Consider the following 20,500-nt stretch of genomic DNA (forward strand, 5'->3'; position numbering starts at 1 on the left):
TGTAACGAGGTAGTGCCTTGTTAGTTGGAACAGCAAGATAAAAAACGAGGAAACGCTCTTCTCCATTTGAGAAGGGCGTTTCCTTGCATGAAGAAGAGCCTCTCCTTGCAGTGAAGAGAGGCTCTCTTTATTTCAAAAAAGGCGTTTCCTTGCTTCCATTACTCCTCTATCTCCGACAGACTACGCACGAAGTTGCTGAAGAAATTACTAACCGTCTCCACAGGAGCATAGCCCACATAACGCACACTGCGACGCAAGTTACGACGCAAGACAGCCCCATTATTCTGTACGAAACCAGCCGAGTTCTGTTTAAAATGCCACTCTTGAGCTGTGTCTTTAGCCAAGTCGGAAACACTACGAAGCGTCAGTTCGTAGGCTTTCTTATCAATTTTATTAACGAAAGGGAGTTCCTCTTCCTCAAAACCAAAGACTGATATAAGGATGTTCCCTTGTAGTTCTGCCATCGACTGAAGCTGTAGGTTAGCCAGCCAAGAGTCTAGTTTCACAAAGTCCACCTTGTCTCCTCGCACCCTCAAGTACTGTCCGATGGTGATAATCCCACCTAGATTCATTCCCCGATTGAGCATTGTTTCAGAGTTAGAGACGATGAGTTTCAATATATCCAAAGCCTCAACGGAGGTGTCAATACTATGTAATTCGTCATGGATGAGCTTCTTCAATCGCCTATTTAATAGAGAGTTACTAAGGCGAACAGACTTCGGGACTTTCGCTGTTAACGCCTTGTTATCCCCCATCTTGGTCCTCAGTTCGGCAATGATAGCGTCAGGGAGGTTCAGACCCTCATCCATGCTGTGGGCTGCAATACCATTAACAAAGATGGAAGTAACCTTTTGTGCCTCCACCATCTGCATGAGTCTGCGCCATTTGAAAGGCGACATCGGCTCAATACTCGACTGGGTTCCAAAGGCACCAGAGCTTAGAATACGAAAGAAGTTACGCTGTATGACGTCCATAATAAGCGAATAATATTAACATTAAGAATACCTCCTTGGATAACGGAAGAAGATAGATAGCAGAGCAAACACACCTATCAAGAAGGGGTAATAAAGGTAAGGCACAATGCTCACAGGGTTTATCTTTGCCAGTCCAGCAGCCATTAAGAGCTGCGCACCATAGGGTATCAAGCCCTGAACACAGCATGAGAAGGTGTCGAGGATACTTGCTGCTTTGCGCTTATCTACCCCATACTTATCGCCAATCTGCTTCGATATGCCTCCCACAGTGAGGATAGCAACGGTGTTATTTGCCGTACAGATATCAACAAGAGACACCAAGAAGGCTATCGTGAGTTCTGCTCCTCGCTTGCTACTAACGTGCCGTGTGATGATACTAATGATGTAGTCAATGCCACCATTAGCCCTTATCATCTCGAGCAAACCGCCTGCCATCATCGTAATGATGATTAACTCGCCCATACCAGTGATTCCGTTACCCATACTAGAGAACCATCCATAGATGTCGTAGGTGCCATCTGCAATGCCAATAACGCCTGTTAAGATCAAACCAATGGTCAGTACCGCCATCACATTCATACCCAATACGGCGCAGATAAGCACTGCCATGTAAGGTATTATTCGATAATAACTAACCGAAGGTGGGGCTGATAGCGTGTGAACATCCCATCCCATGAAGACATAAGCAGCAAGGATAAGGAAGGCAGCAGGGGCTACGATGAAGAAATTAACACGGAACTTATCAGCCATCTTACACTCTTGTGTACGCGTGGCAACGACTGTTGTATCACTGATAAACGACAAGTTATCACCGAAGAAAGAGCCTCCAACGACCACAGCAACGACAAATGGCATTGAAGAACCCGTCGAACTCGCTACGCCAGCAGCGATTGGTGTAAGCGCAACGATGGTTCCCACACTCGTACCAATGCTTATTGAAATGAAGCAAGAGGCAAGGAATAAGCCTGCAAGGAGCATGTTGCTCGGTAGAACTGACAATGTCATGTTCACCGTGGCATCGATACTTCCCATCTGTTTAGCGGCATTTGCGAATGCTCCCGCTAGTACAAATATCCACAACATCATCATCATGTTATCCGTACTTGCGCCTTTGCTGTATATCTCGATACGCTTATTAAGAGGAAAGCCACCCGACATTATGATAGCAAAGATGCTTGCCACCATAAAGGCAACAGTAATTGGTACCTTATAGAAGTCGCCTGATACAATCGAAGTGACTAGATAAAGTAGGATGAAGACAAGTAGTGGACTGAGTGCAAGAAGTCCTTTTTTATGATTAATCATTCTGTTTTTAATTTAACAAAAAGCTCTCCCTTACAGGTCCCAAGAGCGCAGATAGAAGTCGATGTTCTCCTTTGTTAGGAGGTCAATAGGCATGTAGTTCGTTTGTTCAACCTTCTTCTTCAATACGATGGCACGGAAGAGTGTGTCGATACTAAAGAACCCTTGCTGGTAAGCATGCTGTGCGATGAGGAAAGAGATGCTCCCTGCTCTGAGGCATTCAGCATTCTTATGCACAATATCATAGCCCATGATCTGTACGTCGTGACGCTTAGTTTTGAGCAAGAACTCGCCTACGATGTGCGCTTTCGAGTTCACTGCAAGGCAATGATGCACCTCTGGATGGGCTGTAAAGAACCTCTCTAAGATGCCATCATAGCGTTTCCTCTCTTCGTCAAGCGGTAGATTCACGTCGAGAATGTCCACTTCTGGGAAGTGCTTAGCCATGTAGTTGCGGAAACCAACCTCTCTGTTCTCCTGCTGTCTACTTGCCATCTTGCCGTCTTTCGTTTGTTTCATCAACATAATCGAGCGCTCATTACGTGCCAAGAGCATAAGCATTCGAGCTGCAAAGTGCCCACTCTGAATAGAGTCCTGACCAAAGAAAGCAAGTGGCTGAAGGCTAGGCATATAGGAATCAAGCAGCACAAAGGGGATGTTACGCTCGTGTAACTCGTCAGTAAACAGGCGTGTTCTCTCAAGCGTGGTAGGTACGAGAATAACTCCATCAGGGTTCTTCTTCAAGCATTTCTGATAGGTATCGACAAACGACTGAGGGTTCAGTCGACTGTAATACATGATTTCCAGGTCGATATAAAAGTCTCTTCTTTGCTCGACAGCCTTCATTGCGCCCATCTCAATCTCGTCCCAATAAGCCTCGCTGGCATGCTTTGGAATAAGACAATAAAAGGTATAGCTCTTGTTATGAGCCAGTGCGCTAGCATACATATTAGGCTGGTAATCCATCTCTTTCAGGGCTTTCTCAACTCGCTCAAGAGCCGATTTCGACACGTTCGGACGCTTATGAAGAACGCGGTCCACCGTACCCACACTCACACCAGCACGTTTTGCAATATCCTTGATTCTAATTTTCTCCGCCATAGAGGATGCTAAACAATTTCATTATTCAGTGCAAATTTACGAATAATTGTTGGATTGTGTAGCATGGACAGGGTGCTTTCTTACAATTCAATAAAGACTCTCTAAAAGGAGGAGAGAGCCTCACTTCCATCCCAACTAAAGCCTCACCTCATCCCAACTACAGCCTAACTCCCATCCCAACTAAAGCCTCACCCCCATCCCCTCTCCGAATGGAGAGGGGAGTGAAGACTGTTAGTTGGAAGAGAGAGGATTGTTAAGAGAAATAGAGATAGTTGTATTTTTGAATAAAAGAAGAGCTTTTAGGAATAACATCCCCTCCATCGGAGGGGCTTGGGGAGGCTTTTAGTTAAATAAAAATGGGCGTCAGCTTCTGTGGATTCCCATGTTCCTTTAGGAACTCTGTGTCCCTTTTAGGCTCTGTGCCATCCGTGTATTCCGTGTTAAAAATGCCCCAGCAAAGAATTTATTAATGCCTTTCAACAACAGAACTAATCACATTTTTGAATTGTGAACTTTGTATTTTGAATTAAAGAAAGGTTTTTAGTAGAATGAAAGAAACGCCCTTCTCGATTTGAAGAGGGCGTTTCCTTGCAATAAAAAGGGCGTCTCTTCACATCGAAGAAACGCCCCCTTTGTTTACAAACAATGGTCTTCACGCCCCTCTCCATTCGGAGAGGGGACGGGGGAGAGGCTGTAGAGGGGATGTGGTTAGGCTTTACCTCCCTACTTAAATGTGCGCTTTCCCTCATGAACAACGGGCTTGACGATGATCTCACGTTGCTTAGCTTGTGTGAGAATCTTCGTTGCGACCTGCGCAATATCTTGTTCCGTGAGGGTCTTGAAGATAGGTTCTGAACTAGAGTTATCCGATGGTGACAACTCTTCACCAGTCTCTGCATAGACATTCAGAAGTCCCATCCACAATGAAGGATCAGCTGTATTCGGTTGTGCATTAGCATCTTCCTCTTGTACAGCTAATGGTACCATCGCTGCCTTGAAATCGTCAGCACTAATGCGACCAGCCTTCACATCCTCAATAAACTGATATACTAACGTGAGGACACGATCGATATGCTCCGCTGCAGTAGAGAGGTGAATACTTAGGTTCTCACTTGCTTCTGGCTGCGAATTATAAGTACTTTGCACACCAATCGTATAAGTGAGATGCTCCTTCTCACGCAACACATCGAAGTAACGACGCTCCAACAACGCACGCAATACCTCTAGTGAAGCCTGCTCACGATCGCTTAGTTTCTGTTTATTCGAGTATGAGATTTCAATTTCAGCCATGCCTCCGTCGGTCTCAGTCTCAAAGGTATGCTTGATGACAGGGGCACTCGCTGCAAAATCAAGTGGCGTCACTGACGTTACAGCTGGCTTACCCGAACCCTTGAGCGAAGCGATATATCGTGTGATTAACTCCCTTGCCTTCGCCTCTGGAATATCGCCCATCAGACAATAAGTGAAGCCTGAAGCATCGCCTAAATGCTTTTGGAACTGCTCTGCGAGTTGGTCATATTGCATTGAATGGAAGAACTTTTCATCCTGACGAGGGTTCAATGCGCTCACTGGATAGAGCAACTGACGGATAGAATCCTGCACTGCCTCCATACCACTCAATGGTCGGTTGTCATAGAGATAAACGCTGCGTTGGATGTACTTATCGAATGCTGCCTTTGAAAAGTTCTGTTTCGACAGAACGAGATGGAGGTATCCGAAGAAGTCATCAGCGTTTGCAACAGCTGCAGAACCGCCTATTCCGTCACTGTAATCCTCGAGTGATAGGGATAGATTCAGGTCTTTCCCTTGTAGCCATTGGGCAAGTTGATTGCGGTTATAGTTATATACTCCCGACTGCATTAAGAGCGAGCGCATAGCCGTATAGTTGGCTAGCTCTGTTGCAGGAACAACCGATTTGCCACCGATGGAAGAGCCTGCAAAGAAGAAACGACCCTTTGCTTCAGGTACATACTTATAGATGACTCGTGCGCCATTACTTAGTTTCCACACCTTCGATTGGAGCTTCTTTAATGTCGTCTCACTGGTTATCTTCCCTGGAACGAGATTATAATCAATGAGGTTCGTGATAGGTTTCACGTTAGCAGCCTGCGCCAAATCGTTGTTGGAAGAGGCATTCTTTAGAGCAGTATTAAACTCGTCTTCGGTGATATTCATCTCTTCCTTCGACTTTGAATAAGTAACGAAAGCAAGGTTCTTATCATCGAGTAAGGTCTTCAACCACGCATTGATATCGCTCACCTCAAGCTCTACTAAGGTCTCAAGGTTGCGACTAATCTGTGAACGGAAGTCTTTTACAGGAATGCCATAGAGGTAGTTTTGGCGGAAGAGCATTAAGGCGTTATCAGGAGTTCCTAGTCCCTTTGCCTCCAAGACATCCTTCATTCCGTTGTACATCGCCTCTTTCTCGGCATTAAACTCCGCTTCGGTAAAACCCTTGTCACGAAGGTTAGCACGTACGGCAAGCAACTGCTGCAAAGCAGCTTGCGCCTCCCCCTGATATGGAACCATGTCCCATGCCATTTGAGAATAGTCTCTCACCAATGGAGAAAGGCTCAAATCGGCAGCAATAAACTTCTCTTTATCCGCATTCTTCAGCATTGCGAACCGCTTAGGAGCAAGTGTATTGAAGAACTTAGTGAAGATGAATTGACGGGTGCGAGCCTCTTCCTGCGCATTACCTGGCGTCTCATAGCGTTGGTAAAGACCGAAGGAAGCACTCTTATTCTCGGGGTCGATGAATCGAAGATAGAGTGGCTTGTCATTCACGGGGATGTTCCGAACCTGCGCATCAACGGCTGGTGCGAGCTTATTCGGTAACGTTTTGAAGATCGACTGAATCTTTGCTTCTGTCTTATCAAGGTCGACATCGCCAATAACAGCTATGAATTGGAGGTTAGGACGATACCACTTATCATAGAAAGCCTTTACCTGCTTCTGCTGAAAAGACTGTAAGAAATCAATCGAACCAATAACATTGTGCGTTGCATAACCCGACTGGTTATAAACGACAGGAGCAATGGCATCCGTCAAACGGCGGTTCACTCCAGCACGATGTCGCCACTCTTCAAGGATGATACCACGCTCCTTCTCCACATCTTGTGGCGTGATTTTAATACCATGACACCAGTCACGAAGAATCCACAATACCTTGTCATTGAGTTCGTCGTTAGTGCTTGGTACGTTGTGAATAGCATATCTCGTATCATCAACACCCGTAAAGGCTTCGAAGTCATTGAGGTTATTCTTGCGGAGAAAAGACATCACTCCAGTAGGGAAATGATCGGTTGTGTTGAAGGCTAAATGCTCCAAGACGTGAGCCAACCCCATCTCATCTTTATTCTCCATGATGGCTCCCACGTTTTGATAAAGATAATATTGAGCATCGCCACTTGCCGACCCGTCATTATATATATAATAGGTAAGCCCATTCGGTAAAGAGCCTTTCCTCAAGCCCTTCATCTGCGCATGTGCAGGCGAAGAGAGTAAAAACAGAAAACTCACGAGTAGGCACATTGGCACACTCGTGAGGTTCTTTATGATGTTTCTAAACATATACATTCTTATTTTTCAAGTAGTTCGAGGGTAGAGAGCTTATGCTTAATTGCACTTTGCAACATCGCTTGTGGCATCTCCATATTCTGTAGTGTGAGGGTCTCAGCAAAGGCTTGGTTGTAATACTCGCGAGCCTTCGCATAGTTCTTCAACTCACGATATGAGTCGCCAATCATTACCATGTAATTGACGCGATCCATAACTGCATTCTCCTTTTCGAGGGCTTTCTCTGACCACTGAATAGCTACTTCATGGTGCTTAGGTTTCAACACCTTGCCTGCAGCCATGTATAGATTCTGGGCAGCCTTACCATAGTCAGCAGCTTGAACATTGCCCTTCATCTTGTCAAAGTAAGTCTGCATAGCCTTGATATAACCATCGACATCCTTGTTCTTATATAGGTTGAAGAGGGCATCATTGTAGAGTTTTGTCTTGTCATAAGGTGTGATACCCGTCAAGCCAATTACACTGTAAGCCTTAGCATACTTGCCTTTTACATTCTCAACATAGTCCTTGTACTTAGCATTACCATCCTTTGCTAAGTCTTCAGCAAAGCCATCATTCGCCTCAACGATATAGTAGGCAGGAGCCTTACCAACCGCTTTTGTCCAATCATCGAGATGGTCATTGATGAGGTCAACTATGTATTGCTTGTGTTCCTTATCATCGTCTCCCTCAAGTGCAAGAATAATCTTGTAATCATTCTCATTGATAAGTTTTAAAGGTGCTTTAGCGGTGATGTAGCTCTTATATAACTTCTGCAAACGGGTAACCCACTTGTCGGCTTCCATTCCTTCTTGCGCTTGTAAGAAGGAAGGAGCTTTGAGAAGGAGTTGCTGCTGGACGTCGAGATCATTGTTATCTGCCTTATATTTCTCATAAAGAGCTTCAAAGCTCATACTCTGACCAGCGGCTATCTTCGCTGCTTCCAATAGCTCATCTTTATTCATTGCACCCGTATTCACTGATATAGCTTTCCCATCAGGTGAGATGAAAGCAACCGTTGGGTAAGCAACGACCTTATAGTTCTTTGCGATGTTGACATTGTCTCCCTTCTCTGCATCCAGCTGTATGCTAACGAAGTGTTCATTGAAGAACTTACCCACTTCCTCTTGTGTGAATACAGTCTTAGCCATCTTCTTACAAGGTACACACCACACTGCATAAAAGTCGACAAAGAGCACTTTATTCTCTTGCTTTGCCTTTACAAGAGCTTCATTGAAGGTTCCTTGAAAGAACTGAATACCCGTTGTACCCTCCTGCGCAAAGCTTTGCAGGGTGAAAGCAATCAGTGCTACTAGCACTAAGAAATATCTTTTTATTCTCATAATCTATGGTATTTTTAAACTATACAATTATATGTCTACGATTAATCGACAGCTAACTCATCATCCGTCACAACGACTGTGAAGATGTTTTCTAACAATGCTTCGTGATCCTCGTTATAGACCTTCAAGGTGAGATGATAGCGCCCATTGGTCAACTGTTGAGTTGCTTTTAAAGAGACTATGACCTTTCCGCCCACAACAGAAATCTCTCCCTCCTTATATAACTTCATAAAGAGTTCGCCTGCTGCAGGCGTATCTGCCTTCACACTGGCTAGCTCGAAGTTAACAGGATTGGTACCTGCAACACCCTGAATACTCGTTGATACGAAGGGTTGTTGCTCTATATATCGATCAGAGGTAGGGTCGATATTATGGAAAACATTGATGAAGTCTGGTGCAAAAGAAGCCCCCGCAGTACGGAGATAACCCACTTTCATCTTGCTGCATGATGCCATAAAGCCTACAGCAAGTAAGGTTAGACATACTAACACTATACTATTTTTTATTCTTTTCATACCTTAAAAGTCTGTTAAACTAAAGTTATATTCAAGTGAATGAACCACTCCGGTTTGGGTTTCTATATTACAAGAAGCAACGCGAGTGGTCTTTGTTGTGGTGCGAGAAACCAAATAGATCTGCAATGGACCAGCGTTTGGTACACCATCGTAAGACTCACGGAAGGTATAAATCCATAGTTTCTCACCTGATGCCATAGTGAATGTTTCACCACCTTTACCTATTGGGCTAGAGGGGTCAGAAGACTTAGTACCAGTCTTAAAGTCGTCGAGCATTATGCGTTTGTGTGGTAAGACGCAATTCAATATAAACTTCTTACAATCACTAACAGGCATCTCTGATACGCTTGTCATACCATTCTTATAGAGGTAACGACGAATGCTATGACTCGTTGGACCAAAGAAGGTGAAGTCCTTACCATACTGACTTGTACCCTGGAAGAGCCCTACAAGCTGTGCACGCTCTGCCATTTCGCATAACATACTCCAGTTGTAAGAATCGGTTTTGAAGTAGTCCCACATGGTAGTCTCATGCTTACCATTAGCAAGACCAGTATCATCAAAATTGTAGTCGGTACAGCTTGACATCATTCCTAACGTCAAGCAGAGTACCACAATATAAATTATCTTTTTCATTATTCAACCTTTTTAGAGTTCGTAATAGAACCTATTTACTTATAAGCCTGCCAATAAGGTTTCTGTCTCAACTTGTTGTTTATGATGTGACCATCCTTATCTTGCCATGAATCAGCAGGTAATGGCAAGAAGAGAGCACCACCCTGAATGTCCTGATTGGTCAATAGTTTGAACTTACCATTGAGCTCTTCTTTGACATAACCATTGCGTATAATATCTGCATAACGAGCATCATTCTCACCTATAAACTCTTTCTCTCTCTCAAGGAAGATAGCCTTCTTCAAGCCTTCTGTATCATAGGTTGAAGGATAGAGAAGAGCACCTGCACGAGCACGAATAACATTCAGATCGGCAATAGCATGCGCCTCATCACCTAACTTCTGATAGCATTCTGCACGCAAGAGATATAAGTCTGCCAAACGCCAATAGACGTAGTCTGCATCAATGGTACGGTAGCTGTAACCACTTGGCGAGAACTGGTCAGGATCCATGATAGCCTTGCGGAACTTGTACATAATGGCATATTCCTGTCCGTCAACCTCATGGCTTGTATCCCATTCATAGAAGAATGCGTGCAAACGCTTATCTGTTGCATCAGGGAAGAGAGCCTCAACAGTAGACTTATAAAGCTGACATGGCGTCTCTGATGGTAGGTCGGCTAAGGTTAAATCACCCCTCACTGGCCAACTAACAAAGTTACGTGCTATCTCATTAGGAGAGGCTACATTCTCTGAACGAGTCTTATCGAAATAGAGGCTAAAGATGGCTTCTGGGTTCGGACTCTTCTCATTGGAAAGATACTCACAAAGCTCCTCTGGCGTACTACACAAGCGATAAACACCATCCTTGCCAGCTATGACATCGGAAGCATACTTGATGGCATTCTGATAGTCAGCCTGTGCATCGTTATTGAGGTGATAAAGCCCCGTTATACTTCCTCTCCAGGCATAAATCTGTGCTAATAAAGTTGCTGCAGTACCCTTTGAAGCTGTCTGACGCTCGGTGATAGCCACTCCGTTGATATCAGTTAACTTATCCCATGTTGGCAAAAGGTCTAATGCTTTCTTCGCATGAATAATTGCTGTGTTGAGAACATCAGCCTGTGAAGACTGGTCATAAGCCTTAATAACAGAAGAGTTCTCTGTTATAATGGCATCCCCATAACGCTGTGCAAGAAGGAAATAAGCCAGTCCCAATGCAAACTCGGCTTGTCCCTTGTGATAGTTTGCACGCTCTTCTGTGAGGTCCTTTGTACGATGGATATTATCTAACAATAGGTTTGATTCAAAGATAAGATCGTACAATCCCTTCCAAGAATAGTCGTTTGAAAGAACCGTACGAGGGTTCCATTCGCGCAACTGAGTGTTCGACTGCACATTATCTGCTAGAACTCCAGCCATTGACAAAACGAAGTTGCTGCCAATAGTTGAGTTGATATAATATTGTATGGAGGTCGTTGTTGCATTCAACTCTTTCTCTGTGTTGAAAGAGTTTCGGTATGTCATACTATTCTCTGGCTCAATATCAAGATTACATGAAGAGAGCAGCGAACATACAAGAACAGACCCTAATATGATTTTACGCATCGTCTTTAGAATTTTAAATTAACACCCAAAGTAATCTTTCTATTCAATGGATATTCACGTCCATCATCCTTTCCTGTATAAGGATCTATCACTTCAGGATCTACTCCCGAATAGTTAGTTAGGAGGAAGAGATTCTCTCCGCTGAGGTAGAGATTAGCCTCTTTTATAAAGGTCTTCTTCAACCAGTTCTGTGGGAACTTATACCCCAACACGAGTTGCTTTAGGCGTAAGAAGCTGATTGTCTCTATGTTTGAATCAACGTTACCATCAAATTGTCCGATGTAATCCTTGTCTGCGAACTCCAAAGAAGGATATTTCGCATTACGGTTGTTGGTGGTCCAGAAGTCGTGAATATTAAACTTATTCATGACAACGCCAAACTCCTTTGTGAAACTAAAGGCACTGTTCTTGACCATATTCATCACCTTACGACCGAGGGTGTAACTGAAGAGTAAGTCGAGACTAAAGCCGTTCCATTCCAAGTGACTATTGATACCACCATAAGCAGCAGGGAGTGTACTACCTGCATAATAGAGGTCTTTATCATCGATAACACCATCATAGTTCTGGTCTTTAATCTTTCTTCCACCTACACGCAAAGGGTTATTTGCTGATTGGAAATACAATGGCATCAACTTACCTGAGGCGTTACGATACATTGGAATATCCTCTTCACGCTGTACAATTCCCTCATCCTTATAAGTATAAATACCATAGACTGGACGACCAAGAACCTTATCGTTCAAGTCTTCTCCATTATAGGTTTTACGCAACATATTGCGGTTGTGTGAGAGATTGAAGCCCACTGTCCAGTTCCACTTCTTATTGCGGATAATATCATAAGAGGCTTCAAACTCAATTCCCTCATTAGAGATTGCAGAGGCATTATCCCACATACGAGATGCAAGGAAGACGTTACCAGGGAGGTAAGACTGCATCAAGAGTTTGCTAGAATACTTATAATAATAATCGAGCTTGAGCTTCAAACGATAGTCTAACATCTGAAGATCGAGACCAAGGTCATACTGATCACTCTCCTCCCAAGTCAACTTTGGATTCGCCATGTCTTGTGGTATCAATCCGAGAGAACCATTAAAGACGTTACTTTCTGACATAATACCTAAGGCTAAGTAAGGCTCTTGGAACTTCTGTCCAGACTTACCCCATGAGGCGCGAACCTTACCGAAGCTCAACCACCAAAGCTTCTTCATGAAGGCTTCCTCACTGAATGCCCAGCCTAGACCCACTGATGGGAATGTACCCCAACGAACGTCCTTTCCAAACACACTTGATCCATCAGAACGAATAGACAATTCTGCCATGTAACGTTTCTTATAGCTATAGGCTGCACGCCCTAAGAAGCTGACCATGGATTGTTCCTGCTTATCGGTTCCGAAGCTCTGAGCGGCTCTTATCGTTCCATTATCATTGAAGAGTGAAGGCCAGCCTTCGCCTGCATACTTAATAGAATTGGTTGGACCACCCTTTGCAGTACCATTCAAATTCTGCAAAAGTTCGTGGTTATAGGTCATACCTGCCATCAACTCCAACTTCTGATCATGTGGGAGAAGGAGATTGTAGGTCAATATATTCTCTGTCTGGATATTGGTCATCGCAATGTTTGCAGCTTGTATCGCTGACTTGAGGTCATAGGTCAGATAATCTGGCGTAAAGCTGTAGACACGTGTGAAATAATGGTCGAGAGAATAAGTTGAAGAGAACTTCAAATTCTTAAGAATATTGTAATTGAAACCTAAACTCAATCGAATATTATAGTTAGAATTCAATTTGTCAATATCACGTAATTGCCTTAATGCAACACGCTCTGCCGTACTTCCCTTACCTGGCAACAATGTGGATGTGCGCTTCGGATCGAAGGTCAATCCTTGAACACGACCCGCATCGGAGCCTGTCTGTTGCGTGGCATAAGAGAGATTAATACGTGTGAAGGCACTCAACTTGGTGGAGAGATTGAAGTCAAGATTACTCAACAAGCTATAACGACGGAAGTTGGAACTAATCATGATACCCGTTTCGTCATATACACCACCATTCACCATATAACGAAGATTATCGGTTCCACCTGCCAACTGAAGGTCGGCTTTGGTCACACGACCTAAACGGAAGGCATATTTCCACCAGTTTGTTCTATTATTATAAAAGGTGTTCAATGAGTCTTGTGCTATAGCTGGTAAATTGCGATCGCTATTAAGCACCTGACCATTGCGCCATAAGTAGTCATACGAACCATCGTATTCTGCATCCCAACCATAGGAGTCTTTGTAAGATCCAGGATTAATCAGTCGGTCGGTTGTATAGTCATAATGAGACGTACGTTGGTTCTTCGCCAATAGCAAAGCAATATCACGCTCTCCCTTACCAAGTGTCTGTAATGGTGTGCGTGGTAACCAAGAAAGCGACTGAGAAACATTCACGCTTACCTCTGTACGCCCTGACTTTCCTTTCTTTGTTGTAATCAGAATCACACCATTACCAGCACGCGAACCATAGAGCGAAGCCGAGGCTGCATCCTTCAATACCTGTACGGACTCGATACTTGAGGGGTCGAGAGCTGACAAAGGATTGATACCACCCGTATTCGCATTACCTGTACTATTGACAGGAACACCATCAATAACGAATAACGGACTGCCATCATTCACTCCTTGCTGATTCAAAGAACTAAAGCCACGAATCGTGATTCGAGAGCCACCACCGCCTGGCGAACCTGAAAGATTGGTAACATCTACACCCGCCATACGACCTTGCAAAAGATTCTCAAGGCTCGCTGTAGGAGCTTTCTGCAAGTCTTCCACCTTCACAGAGGTTATCGCGCCCACTTGCTCACGTGTGTTTCGCTTACCATAAGCAACCACTGTCACCTCGCCCATCGTATAAGCCGAAGAAGGCAAAACAACATTCATTGGTTTTCCAGCGTGATACTTCAAGTTCTTACTCTCATATCCCACACTGGAGAAGCTAATCATGCCCTCCTCCTTTTCTACAGGCATTGAGAAATTGCCATCAATATCGGCAATAACGCCCTGCGACGTTCCTTTAATCTGTACAGTGGCGAATGGAATCCCCGCCCCATCCTTGTCTTTCACCGTACCACTCAACGTGAACTGACCCTGAGTGGCGTTCTTCATCTTAAAGACATTGATGTCCTTCTCACTCACATTATAAGTGAAAGGAGTGTGGGAAAGCAAACTTTGAACGGCTCCCAACTCATCAACCTCATCAAAAGAAATGGTCAATAGCAATGAGTCGTTCCGTACATCATCCGTGTAATTAATCTTATAATCGCCCTTCGTAGCGATAAAGTCTAAGATTTCTGCTACCCCTTTATCCTTAAAAGAAATAGAAAACTTCTTCCCAACCACCTGTGAGAAGGCTGGAGAAGTCCACGAAATCATCAAGAAGAAGGTAGCAAGGAATAGCAAAGAAGGCAATTTCTTCCGTATTCCTGACATGTGTTGGTGATACTTCATTGAATAGTTTTATTGTTTTACTAAGTTTATGATATCAAAATCAGGTAAGGCCGAATACTTTACTTCAATATAAAATAATAACTCCAGTCTGCCTACTTATCATCGTTTGAAAAAACCTTTAGAAAGATTCCAAAACAAATGACTTGCAAATATAAACATATATTTTCACTTAACAAGAAAATCTATGCAGTTTTTTTCCAATTATAACCTTCTAAATCAGAGAAAAGAACTAACTGAAACTAAAATAACAAATTACAAGTGGGCTGTTAGGGACTAACAAAAGGATGATTTTTACCTCATTGAATTGCACAAAGCCCATAGCTTTTTATGCAAAATATACTTTACAATCTGTTTTTTCATTCTAGACTTACAACAAGAAGAATATAACGAAAAATCGAGAAGATTACTAGCTTTTTATGAAAAAGTACTATCGTTTTTGTGAAAACGTACCTCCGTTTTGGGTAAAACGTACCTCCGTTTTGGGCAAAACATACCTCCGTTTCAAGTAAAAAGCACCTACTTTTAGACTAAAAACAAGCTCCTTTTGACGGAATTAGCACACAAATCTCTCCTGAAAGATAGCATCCTTACATGCAACTCATTATTTATCAACACCTTACGCCAACCATCATTTCCTTCTCCATAATTCGCCTATTTACAGAGAAGGGCATTGCTTGCTGAAAAAAACGCAAATACAAGCCCCTCAATTAGCAGTATTTTATTACAAAACATCTCCTCTCATTTCCACTTTCTGCAAATAATTCTTAAGTCATATCAGCCCCTGATGAATAGGAAACAAACCCAAGCAACGAGACACAATATGCCTATTTCGCAGGCTTATCTAGGTAAAGCAACAACACATCTACCCGTTCGATTAATTGACAATGAAGGACAAGAAGAAACTTTCGCATAGCGTTTGAGCACCTCTGGTTATCCAACTTCCATGATTAGAAGTAATGCTCCTAACTGGACAAATATATTTACTTGGTAAACAGGAAGAGCTTTCTGGAGGAATTTATTATAAATAAAGAACAAAACAGAAGAAACTATTAATGTAAAGGAACAATCTTTATGTTAAACATATCTAAAATGACTTTCAAATCAAAATTTGTGTTTATATTTGTTTCAGAATATAACTAAAGAAGAAGAAAAGACTTACTAATAATTATATCCACAACAGAACTCAAACATACATTAAATGGTATCTAAGTTTTCTAAACATATCATATTACAATAGTCCGTTAAATATTATGCTGCATCATCAGCGAAACTAAATATATCATTTATCCTTTCTTTATTTAATGGCGTGTTCGGGTTTTTCTCGAACACGTCAATAATTCGTTGCGCATAATAGGCATTGTTCATCTTCGCTTTAAGGCGACCGATGGACGTACCAAGTTCCTTGCATATAATCTTCGCCACATTGAGTGCTGTGAATGAAGAGTTAAAAGCAAATTCAAGTTTTTTCTTGTCGCGTGCCTGACAATCGGTAAGACCTAGGAACTGCTTTGCGTCGCGAAAGCAAAACTCCTCTTGGAAACGTGTGGTGTAGTACTGAAATGCGTTTTGTAAAGTCTATTTACCGTAGCTTTCAATCATTACACCCAGCTTTTTAAACCCAAATCAATTGTAAGACCACTAATCACACAATTGATGTTGCTTACATTTCATCCAGTTCATCTTTTGTTGGCTTGTCGGCATCTTGCCTATGATATTGTTTGAGCGTAGTGCACTACATTTTCAATAACAACATCGGCAATGTGTCCAGCAATACACAAAATCAAAACAACTCTACCCACTGTTTTTGGTAAAAAAGACATAATACCTAGTACGAAAACTTCACCCCAAGAAACAAACTGCGGGGTTGAGTAGGTCCGTAAACATAGTCGGAGGCACGCGAAGCCCCTTTATCCAAATCCTTTTGGTAAGCATCGAGCATGTTTTGCACCCCCGCACTAGCCTCCAATTTCACCTGCTTAGTTATGTAGAAATTATAGGCAAGCTTCAGGTTAAGCGTGAGAAACGCGGGAGTGTGCTCAATGATAGCAAAGTCGTTGGTGCGCTCGCTCCCCCCTTTGGGGTGGCCAACATACATTCTACCCGTGTAAACGCCCGATAACGATAGGGCAAAATCGATGGTGGGATGCACAGTGAGGGTGAAATATCCGTAGGTGTTGGGCGTTCGCAGCAGACGTTTAGTGGTTTTAAACTCGGGAGCAGCATCGTCGTCCCATTCTTCGGGCGTGCGATAACGGCTGCTTTGCCAAGTAAAACCAGCTTGCAATTGCGCCCACGACGAGAGCGAAGCCTTGCCCTCGAGGTTAATTCCATACACCGTTGCACCGTTAGAATTGAAGCGTTCTTCAACACGTGCGCCATCAATAATCACATTATCAGCCAGTTTGCGTGTAGCAAACATGTTGTTAAGGCGTGTGTAAAAGCCCTCAATAAGAACGTTGGTTTGTACTGTTCCAAAACTTTTATAGAGGTCGGCCGATGCACTAAAGCTGTGCGAACGTTCCTCTTTCAAATCCTTAGCCAACGCAATTTTCACACGGTCGCCATCAGCAATACGCGTATGAAGGTCTTCATCAAAAGCCTGTGGGGCTCTAAATCCGCCAGCGTAAGTAAGTCGGAAATTGGTGTTGGGCGTGGGATTGTAGCGCAGATTAACGCGCGGACTAAAGATAAGATGCGAGATAAGGTTGTGTTTGTCTAGTCGTCCGCCCAGAAGCAAGCCCCAATGGTTGTTTTTCCATTCGTTTTGAGCAAAGAAGCTACCAATATTCACGCGCTGTTCCATCAGGCTGTTGTAGCCCAGCGAGTGGTCTTTAATGCGGTCGTAGCTATATTCGGCCCCCACAACAAGACTCGAAGGCATGAACCACAGACGGTCGAAATTGTGCACATATTGCGCACCAGCTATGTAATTGATGTTATGCGTAAGGTTATAGGCTCGTTGTGCTTTGTCGTAGGCTTGCGCATCGGCCAGCATTTGTTGTTGGTTGGCGGGCAGCGTGGCGGCATCGTCTTCGCTCATATCGAGGTTAAGTCCCAGTTTATAGGCTTCGTTCAAGGCCTTAAGTCCATCGGCAGCGGTGGCCAGTTCGCCCAGTCCTCCGTAATAACTCTTACGGTCAACGTTTTGAAACGAGGCATAAGCACTGAAATGTCCCTTACCATTAAGGCTAAAGAGGTCGTAGCCCAAACTTCCGCCGTTGATGGTATGTTCGATTTGTTCGGCAATATTGGCCTCGTGAGCAGGCAAGTAAAGTTTGTTTCCGCCACGTCTATACTCCTTCAAGCCGTGGTATTTAAGGGTTATTTTGGAGTAATCGGTGAGTCGGAAGAAAGAGCTAAGCCCCACAGTTTTATTATCTAGCGTGGGAAGGTCGGTGTAACCATCGCCATCGCGGTCGTAAGCAGCGCGGTGTCGGCTTTGTCCATAGAGATAAAACCCAGCTCTATTATTGGTTGTAACAACCGATAGGTTGCCCGTGGTGTTGTTGTCGAAAGCAGTAGAGCCATTTGTTGCGCCTGTGATGGTGTGCGCCACATCGGCCGAATTTTCGCTAGGTTCTTTGGTAATGATATTGATGGTGCCACCAATGGCCGAAGCACCGAAGAGCGCCGAGCCACCACCGCGAACAATTTCAACACGTTGCACCATGTTAGAGGGTATCTGTTCGAGTCCATAAACACCTTGAAGGGCCGTGAAAACGGGTCGCGAGTCGATTAATATTTGCGAATAATGACCATCAAGCCCATTGATGCGCACCTGCGAGAATCCGCAATTGGTGCAATTATCTTCGGTTCGCACGCCCGGTTGGAAGTTTAAACCCTGCACCAAGGTTGTAGAATGGGTAGACTCGAGCAACTTCGTGTCCAGAACATTCACAACCACAGGCGACTCACGTCTAAGTGTTTGACTACGATTGGCCGACACAACAACCTCGTCGAGCGCAATTTCGTCGGGTTTGAGCATCACATTCAGCTCATGGGTAATATTTTTTTGCGTTGTCACCTCGTGTTTGTAAGCCCTATAACCAGACGAGCGCACTTCCACAATCACCTTTCCCACAGGCAGATTTCGCAGCATAAAATGGCCATCGGCATCGGTGGTGGTAGTGATAACTGTACCCAAAACCAGCACGCTCGCGTGCGAAAGAGGATGTTGTGTTTTACTATCCACTACGCGTCCCTTAATGTTGGCTTCGGTATTAACTTTCACTTCGTTCTCGTGCCTTGCGTAAGTGGGCAGCGAAAGAACGAACGTAGCGGCGAAAACAAACGCCGATTTACATAAAATCTGTTTTACGGTTCTTTTCTTTATCATTTTAAATTGTTTTAAATTCAGGCATGTTCTGTAAATCTTTGATATAGTCACAGCACGCCCCATAGGGCTTTTTGTGACCTTATCAATGATTCTAGAGCTCGCCTTTGATTTGTTAATGCAAAGGTAGGATGTTGTAAGGAATAGTGCAATACCTAGAAGTAGGGAAAAAGCCTCACCCCTCTGCCCCTCTCCAAAGGGGAGCTACTCTTTCTACACATCTTTTTTAAGACTTGTATAGAAGCAATAGTCCGTTAAATATTATGCTGCATCATCAGCGAAACTAAATATATCATTAACACTTTCTTTATTTAATGGCGTGTTCGGGTTCTTCTCGAACACGTCAATAATTCGTTTGGCATAGTATGCATTGATCATCTTCGCTTTAAGGCGACCGATGGACGTACCAAGTTCCTTGCACATAATTTTCGCCACATTGAGTGCTGTGAATGAAGAGTTAAAAGCAAATTCAAGTTTTTTCTTGTCGCGTGCCTGACAATCTGTAAGGCCGAGGAACTGCTTTGCGTCGCGAAAGCAAAACTCCTCTTGGAAACGTGTGGCGTAGTACTCCACCACATCGCGTCCGTCCATACTCTCATCCGTACAGAAATACAAGCGCCGACTGCCATTAGGTAACTCGTGGATGACAAGTGACACGACCCTATGCAAGGACTTGCACCATGCCTTTAGCGCATAGGCTTTGCCTTCGGTCTCTCCTAAATCAAGCTCATTGACTTTGGATATGTCGATGTTCCTTACGTCAATCTTATCACCTTTGACACGAGGACGGCCAGGCTTTCCTGTAGGTTCCCCGTCCCACGTGTAGAACAAGGCTGCGTCATGACGCAAGCGGCTCACAACATGGAAGCCCATCTTCATTACCTTGTCGATGAAAGGTCTTTTGGAGAAGGCTGAGTCGGCGACAAGAACCTTGCTAATACGCTGTAAGGCTACCTTGTCGTCCTCCAATACTTTGGCATACCAGTCGTATAGGCTCATCTCTTTTTTCTCCTCGCCTTTTTCCAATGTGGTCTGCACAGCCTTCAGCATCATACACTCATGCAAGTCCACGTCTATCACACCGATGCCGAGATATTATTAACTTCTAAATAAATTATCAATTATGAAAAAATTATTTTATGCAGCTACCTTAACACTCCTATTTGCAACGGCTACTCCACTCTATGCAGCCATACCAGGTACCAATGAAGTGCAAGAAGTACTTAGGGATAATTCTGGAGAGATAACGAGAGAAACGTATTATATAGGCAAACAGAAAGTAACAATTATAATGCATCGTGTGAAAACAAGAAGAATTTCTGGAATTGATGATGTTGAGTCTGTTTATGAAAGATCCTCATGGAATGGTTATTTCTACTACAGGCAAGGAGGAAAGAGAATCAAATACACTGTTAGAATGGAATCTTTTATGCACGGATCTAGAGCCACCTCCGCAGGTGATATATATCTTAATGGGAAAAAAGTAGGAGAGTTTGGAGACTCATTTATGTCTCCAGATCACCCCGAGAATAGTTGTTGGCTGATTTTACATGGTAAGAAATATAAACAGCCAAAGCAATAAATATCAACTAACTACATATTGAATGTAAGCGTTTATTTCTATTTGCTGTCATTCCTTTCACTAACTATCGGTTTATAAT

The 20,500-nt window shown here is 43.6% G+C and carries 13 protein-coding genes; 1 reads left to right on the forward strand and 12 read right to left on the reverse strand.

The genetic code is table 11. The annotated features are described in order from the left end of the window. Positions 1–158 precede the first annotated feature (158 nt). The 12 genes from O3603_RS09390 to O3603_RS09445 all read right to left on the reverse strand — a co-directional run bounded on the left by O3603_RS09390 (position 159) and on the right by O3603_RS09445 (position 19,919). A complete protein-coding gene (locus tag O3603_RS09390; protein WP_009435647.1) occupies positions 159–974 on the reverse strand; it encodes a hypothetical protein in 816 nt (271 codons plus the stop codon). 21 nt (positions 975–995) lie between these two features. After that, positions 996–2,279, reverse strand: a complete 1,284-nt coding sequence (locus tag O3603_RS09395) for a Na+/H+ antiporter NhaC family protein (protein ID WP_009435584.1) — start codon at positions 2,277–2,279, stop codon at positions 996–998. A gap of 30 nt (positions 2,280–2,309) precedes the next feature. Beyond that, a complete protein-coding gene (locus O3603_RS09400) occupies positions 2,310–3,377 on the reverse strand; it encodes a substrate-binding domain-containing protein (RefSeq protein WP_371522423.1) in 1,068 nt (355 codons plus the stop codon). 723 nt (positions 3,378–4,100) lie between these two features. After that, on the reverse strand, positions 4,101–6,950 hold the full coding sequence (locus O3603_RS09405; RefSeq protein ID WP_371522425.1) for a M16 family metallopeptidase: 2,850 nt from the start codon (positions 6,948–6,950) through the stop codon (positions 4,101–4,103). Between the two features lie 8 nt (positions 6,951–6,958). After that, entirely contained in the window at positions 6,959–8,278 is a 1,320-nt protein-coding gene (locus tag O3603_RS09410; protein ID WP_371522427.1) for a thioredoxin family protein, read from the reverse strand. A gap of 41 nt (positions 8,279–8,319) precedes the next feature. After that, positions 8,320–8,793, reverse strand: coding sequence for a hypothetical protein (locus tag O3603_RS09415; RefSeq protein ID WP_371522429.1), 474 nt, complete (start codon positions 8,791–8,793; stop codon positions 8,320–8,322). Positions 8,794–8,796: 3 nt separating this feature from the next. Beyond that, positions 8,797–9,429 carry a fasciclin gene (locus O3603_RS09420; RefSeq protein ID WP_315441085.1) on the reverse strand — a complete coding sequence of 211 codons (633 nt, stop codon included), beginning with the start codon at positions 9,427–9,429 and terminating at the stop codon, positions 8,797–8,799. A gap of 35 nt (positions 9,430–9,464) precedes the next feature. Continuing rightward, entirely contained in the window at positions 9,465–11,015 is a 1,551-nt protein-coding gene (locus tag O3603_RS09425; RefSeq protein WP_371522431.1) for a RagB/SusD family nutrient uptake outer membrane protein, read from the reverse strand. Between the two features lie 5 nt (positions 11,016–11,020). Continuing rightward, positions 11,021–14,506: a SusC/RagA family TonB-linked outer membrane protein gene (locus tag O3603_RS09430; RefSeq protein WP_371522433.1), complete on the reverse strand. Its 3,486-nt coding sequence runs from the start codon at positions 14,504–14,506 to the stop codon at positions 11,021–11,023. A 1,248-nt stretch (positions 14,507–15,754) separates the two neighbouring features. Continuing rightward, the gene (locus O3603_RS09435) at positions 15,755–15,928 is read right to left on the reverse strand and encodes a hypothetical protein (protein WP_234423000.1); all 174 of its coding nucleotides are present in this window, start codon (positions 15,926–15,928) and stop codon (positions 15,755–15,757) included. A 403-nt stretch (positions 15,929–16,331) separates the two neighbouring features. After that, positions 16,332–18,842 carry a TonB-dependent receptor domain-containing protein gene (locus O3603_RS09440; RefSeq protein ID WP_371522435.1) on the reverse strand — a complete coding sequence of 837 codons (2,511 nt, stop codon included), beginning with the start codon at positions 18,840–18,842 and terminating at the stop codon, positions 16,332–16,334. A gap of 258 nt (positions 18,843–19,100) precedes the next feature. Further along, on the reverse strand, positions 19,101–19,919 hold the full coding sequence (locus tag O3603_RS09445) for a transposase (protein ID WP_317163222.1): 819 nt from the start codon (positions 19,917–19,919) through the stop codon (positions 19,101–19,103). A 43-nt stretch (positions 19,920–19,962) separates the two neighbouring features. Between O3603_RS09445 and O3603_RS09450 the strand changes: the two genes are divergently transcribed. Continuing rightward, positions 19,963–20,421, forward strand: a complete 459-nt coding sequence (locus tag O3603_RS09450) for a hypothetical protein (RefSeq protein WP_155716615.1) — start codon at positions 19,963–19,965, stop codon at positions 20,419–20,421. Positions 20,422–20,500 lie beyond the last annotated feature (79 nt).

Source organism: Prevotella sp. 20925_1_30, assembly GCF_041433025.1.
Taxonomy (GTDB): Bacteria; Bacteroidota; Bacteroidia; order Bacteroidales; family Bacteroidaceae; genus Prevotella; species Prevotella vespertina.